Origin of the sequence: Pseudoroseomonas ludipueritiae, from assembly GCF_014490445.1 — a bacterium.
Classification (GTDB): domain Bacteria; phylum Pseudomonadota; class Alphaproteobacteria; order Acetobacterales; family Acetobacteraceae; genus Pseudoroseomonas; species Pseudoroseomonas ludipueritiae.
In genome coordinates, this window is the sequence record NZ_JACTUZ010000242.1 from 1 (window position 1) to 4,127 (window position 4,127).

The following is a 4,127-nucleotide window of genomic DNA, read 5'->3' on the forward strand; positions in this document are numbered from 1 at the left end:
GGCCGGCGCACGCTCGCCGCCGCCGCCGCCGCCGCCGCCGCCGCCGCCGGAGGAGGAACCCCGGCCACCACCGTAACCACCGCCGCCGCCACCGAAGCCACCTTCCTCGCCGCCCCCGCCGCCGCCACGGCTGTCGAGCAGCGTCAGCTCACCGCCGAAGTTCCGCAGCGTCACCTCGGTGGAATAACGCTCCTGACCAGCCTGGTCCTGCCACTTACGGGTTTCCAGCTTGCCCTCGATATAGACCTTGCTGCCCTTGCGCAGGTACTTCTCGGCTACCTCGCCCAGACGCTCGTTGAAGATGGCGACGGAGTGCCACTCGGTCTTTTCCTGCCGGTTGCCCTCGCGGTCCTTGTAGTTCTCGGTGGTGGCGATGCGCAGGTTCACCACCTTGCCGCCGTTCTGGAAATTCCGTGTCTCGGGATCCCGGCCCAGATTGCCGATCAGGATCACCTTGTTGACGCTGCCGGCCATGCCGCACTCTTCCCCTGGAAATCGTCGCCCGGCGCCGCCACCTTTACGCCTCCCCAACAGGAACGGCGTGACCGGAGCAGCCTGGGCTGTGTCACGTTACGGTGCGCGAAGCCGCGCAGAAACCGCAAACTAGCGTTGACGCCCCCGGGGGGCCAGTCCCCTCCGCCGGGCCTTGTCGCGGCCTCTGCGCTTCCCACCTTCACGCCCTTCGGCAGTGATGACATAATAGAACACAGCGCGAACACAAGCGCTCAGGAGCCCGTTTTGACGAAGCTGAAGCCGATCCCCGCCTCCTCTGCCCCGCGTGGCGCCCAGAACGGGGAGATCCGCGTCCGCGGCGCGCGGCAGCACAACCTGAAGAATATCGATATCGACATTCCAAAGGGCACGCTGACGGTCATCACGGGCCTCTCCGGCTCCGGCAAGTCCTCGCTGGCCTTCGATACCATCTATGCCGAGGGGCAGCGGCGCTATGTCGAAAGCCTCTCCGCCTATGCCCGTCAGTTTCTGCAGCTGATGCAGAAGCCGGACGTGGACTCGATCGAGGGTCTCTCCCCCGCCATCTCGATTGAGCAGAAGACCACCAGCCACAACCCGCGCTCCACGGTCGGCACGGTCACCGAGATCCACGACTATATGCGCCTGCTCTGGGCGCGCGCCGGCATTCCCTATTCCCCGGCCACCGGCCTGCCGATCGAGGCCCAGACCGTCAGCCAGATGGTGGACCGCGTGCTGGCCATGCCGGAAGGTACCCGCCTGCTGCTGCTGGCCCCCGCCGTGCGCGGCAAGAAGGGCGAGTTCAAGAAGGAGTTGGCCGAGTTCCAGCGCCGTGGCTTCGAGCGCGTCAAGATCAACGGCACGCTGATGCGGATCGAGGAAGCCCCTGCCCTCGACAAGCGCAAGAAGCACGACATCGAGGTCGTGGTGGACCGCGTGGTGGTCGGTGGCGAGGGGCTGGCGCAGCGGCTGGCGGATTCCTTCGAGACCGCGCTGGGCCTGGCCGATGGCGTTGCCTATGCCGAGAATGCGGATGGTGGTGAGCGCACCGTTTTCTCCAGCCGGTATGCCTGCCCGGTGTCCGGCTTCACGCTGGAGGAGATCGAGCCCCGGCTGTTCTCCTTCAACTCCCCCCAGGGCGCCTGCCCGGTCTGCGATGGCCTGGGGACGGAGAGCTTCTTCGACCCGCATCTGGCCGTGCCGGACGACATGCGCAGCCTGGCGGATGGCGCCATCGCGCCCTGGGCCGGCAATGGCGCCGCCTATTATGACCAGACGCTGGAAAGCCTCGCGAAGCACTTCAAGGTCAAGATGACGGCCCCTTGGAGCGAGCTGCCCTCCAAGGTGCAGGACGCCATCCTGAACGGTACGGGCAACGAGGTCGTCACGCTCTCCTACAAGGACGGACTGCGGAAGTACGACGTCAAGAAGCCTTTCGAAGGTGTGCTGCCCAACCTCGCCCGCCGGTTGCGGGAGAGTGACAACCCCTGGGTGCGCGAGGACCTCTCCCGCTATCAGGCGGAACAGCCCTGCCATGCCTGCCGCGGCGCCCGCCTGAAGCCGGAGGCGCTTTCCGTCCGCTGCGCCGACCTGAACATCGCCCAGGCGAGCGAATTGTCCATCCGCCAGGCCCTGCCCTGGTTCGAGGGCGTGGAGAAGCAGCTCTCGCCGCAGCGGGCGGAAATTGCCCGGCGCATCCTGAAGGAGATCATCGAGCGCCTGCGCTTCCTGCTGGATGTGGGGCTGGACTACCTGACCCTGGCACGCGGATCGGCCACGCTTTCAGGCGGCGAAAGCCAGCGCATCCGGCTGGCCTCGCAGATCGGCTCCGGCCTGACGGGTGTGCTCTATGTGCTGGACGAGCCTTCCATTGGCCTGCACCAGCGGGATAACGAGCGCCTGCTGGGCACCCTCCGCCGGCTGCGCGACCTCGGCAATAGCGTTCTGGTGGTGGAGCACGACGAGGATGCGATCCGCACCGCCGACCACCTGATCGATATCGGTCCGGCTGCGGGTGCCGGTGGCGGCCGTGTCATCGCCCAGGGCACGCCGGCCGAGGTGCAGGCGAATCCGCAAAGCGTCACCGGCGCCTATCTCTCCGGCCGCCGCAGCATACCGGTGCCACAGAAGCGCCGGCCGCCAAACAAGGACAAGATGCTGCGGGTGGTGGGCGCCACCGGCAACAACCTACATGACCTGACGGCCTCCATTCCGCTCGGCACCTTCACCTGCGTCACCGGCGTCTCGGGCGGCGGCAAGTCCACCTTCACGGTGGAGACGCTCTACAAGGCCGCCGCGCGCCGCCTGATGGGTGCCGGCACCGTGCCCGCGCCGCATGAGCGGCTGGAGGGGCTGGAGCATCTCGACAAGATCATCGACATCGATCAGTCGCCGATCGGCCGCACGCCTCGCTCCAACCCGGCAACCTATACCGGCCTCTTCGCCCCCATCCGCGACTGGTTCGCCGAGCTGCCGGACAGCCGCGCGCGCGGCTACAAGGCCGGCCGCTTCTCCTTCAACGTGAAGGGTGGCCGCTGCGAGGCCTGCCAGGGCGATGGCGTGCTGAAGATCGAGATGCACTTTCTGCCCGACGTTTACGTCACCTGCGATACCTGCAAGGGCAAGCGCTACAACCGTGAAACGCTGGAGGTGAAGTTTCGCGGCAAGTCCATCTCGGATGTGCTTGAAATGACGGTGGAAGAAGGACTGGAATTCTTCTCTGCCGTTCCGGCGATCCGGGAAAAGCTGCGGGTGCTGAAGGAAGTGGGCCTTGGCTACATCCACCTTGGCCAGCAGGCCACCACACTCTCCGGTGGCGAGGCGCAGCGCATCAAGTTGTCCAAGGAGCTTTCCCGCCGCGCCACGGGCCGCACCCTCTATATCCTCGATGAGCCGACCACTGGCCTGCACTTCGAGGATGTGAAAAAGCTGCTGGAAGTGCTGCACCAGCTGGTGGACCAGGGCAACACGGTGTTGGTGATCGAGCACAACCTGGAAGTCATCAAGACCGCCGACTGGATCCTGGACCTTGGGCCAGAAGGTGGCGATGGCGGCGGGCGGATCGTCGCCGAAGGTACGCCGGAGGAGGTCGCGCAGGTCCCCGGCAGCCATACCGGACGCTTCCTGGCGCCGTTGCTGCCGGAGCATGCGGTGAAGCCGGCGCCAAAGCGAGCGCGAAAGGCAGGGTAAGGAGAAAAGGGCGCTCCGAATGGAAGCGCCCTTTTTCAATCAGCGGATACTGAAGGAAATCGCCACCGTCGGCGCCCAGATTTCCCCTGGGATGCTGTCCGGTAAAGGCGGCAGGGATGCGCGCTCGATCATCTCCCCAACGGCCTCGTCCAGATCTGGATCGCCGGCACTACGAACGATGCGCCAGTTCACGACGCTGCCGTCTCGGCGCATGGTGAAGCTCAGCATAGCAGTACCTTCGATCCGCCGTAGCCGCGCCCGTTGCGGGTAACGCTTGGCGCGGTTCAGCGCGGCCGAGACCATGCTGATGTAATTCACCGGCGGCGCGGCCACCGCACGGCTTGGAGCAGCAGAAGGCGCTGCGGCGGGCGGCGGGGCCGCCGTTGCGGGGCCAGGAGGCGCCTGGCGCGCCATCGCCTGCGCTTCCACCGGAGCCGTGGTGGGCGCCGGACGCACGGGCTCACGCC

The 4,127-nt window shown here is 66.5% G+C and carries 3 protein-coding genes; 1 reads left to right on the top strand and 2 read right to left on the bottom strand.

The window, feature by feature from the left end:
* Nucleotides 1-474 (bottom strand): single-stranded DNA-binding protein (ssb, locus tag IBL25_RS27415; RefSeq protein WP_187781117.1); only part of this gene is annotated, 474 nt, incomplete at its 3' end.
* Nucleotides 475-738: 264 nt separating this feature from the next.
* Between ssb and uvrA the strand changes: the two genes are divergently transcribed.
* Nucleotides 739-3,660 carry an excinuclease ABC subunit UvrA gene (gene uvrA, locus IBL25_RS24725; protein ID WP_238940649.1) on the top strand — a complete coding sequence of 974 codons (2,922 nt, stop codon included), beginning with the start codon at nt 739-741 and terminating at the stop codon, nt 3,658-3,660.
* A 39-nt stretch (nt 3,661-3,699) separates the two neighbouring features.
* Here the strand turns inward: uvrA and IBL25_RS27420 are convergent.
* Nucleotides 3,700-4,127 (bottom strand): energy transducer TonB (locus IBL25_RS27420; protein WP_275296063.1); only part of this gene is annotated, 428 nt, incomplete at its 5' end.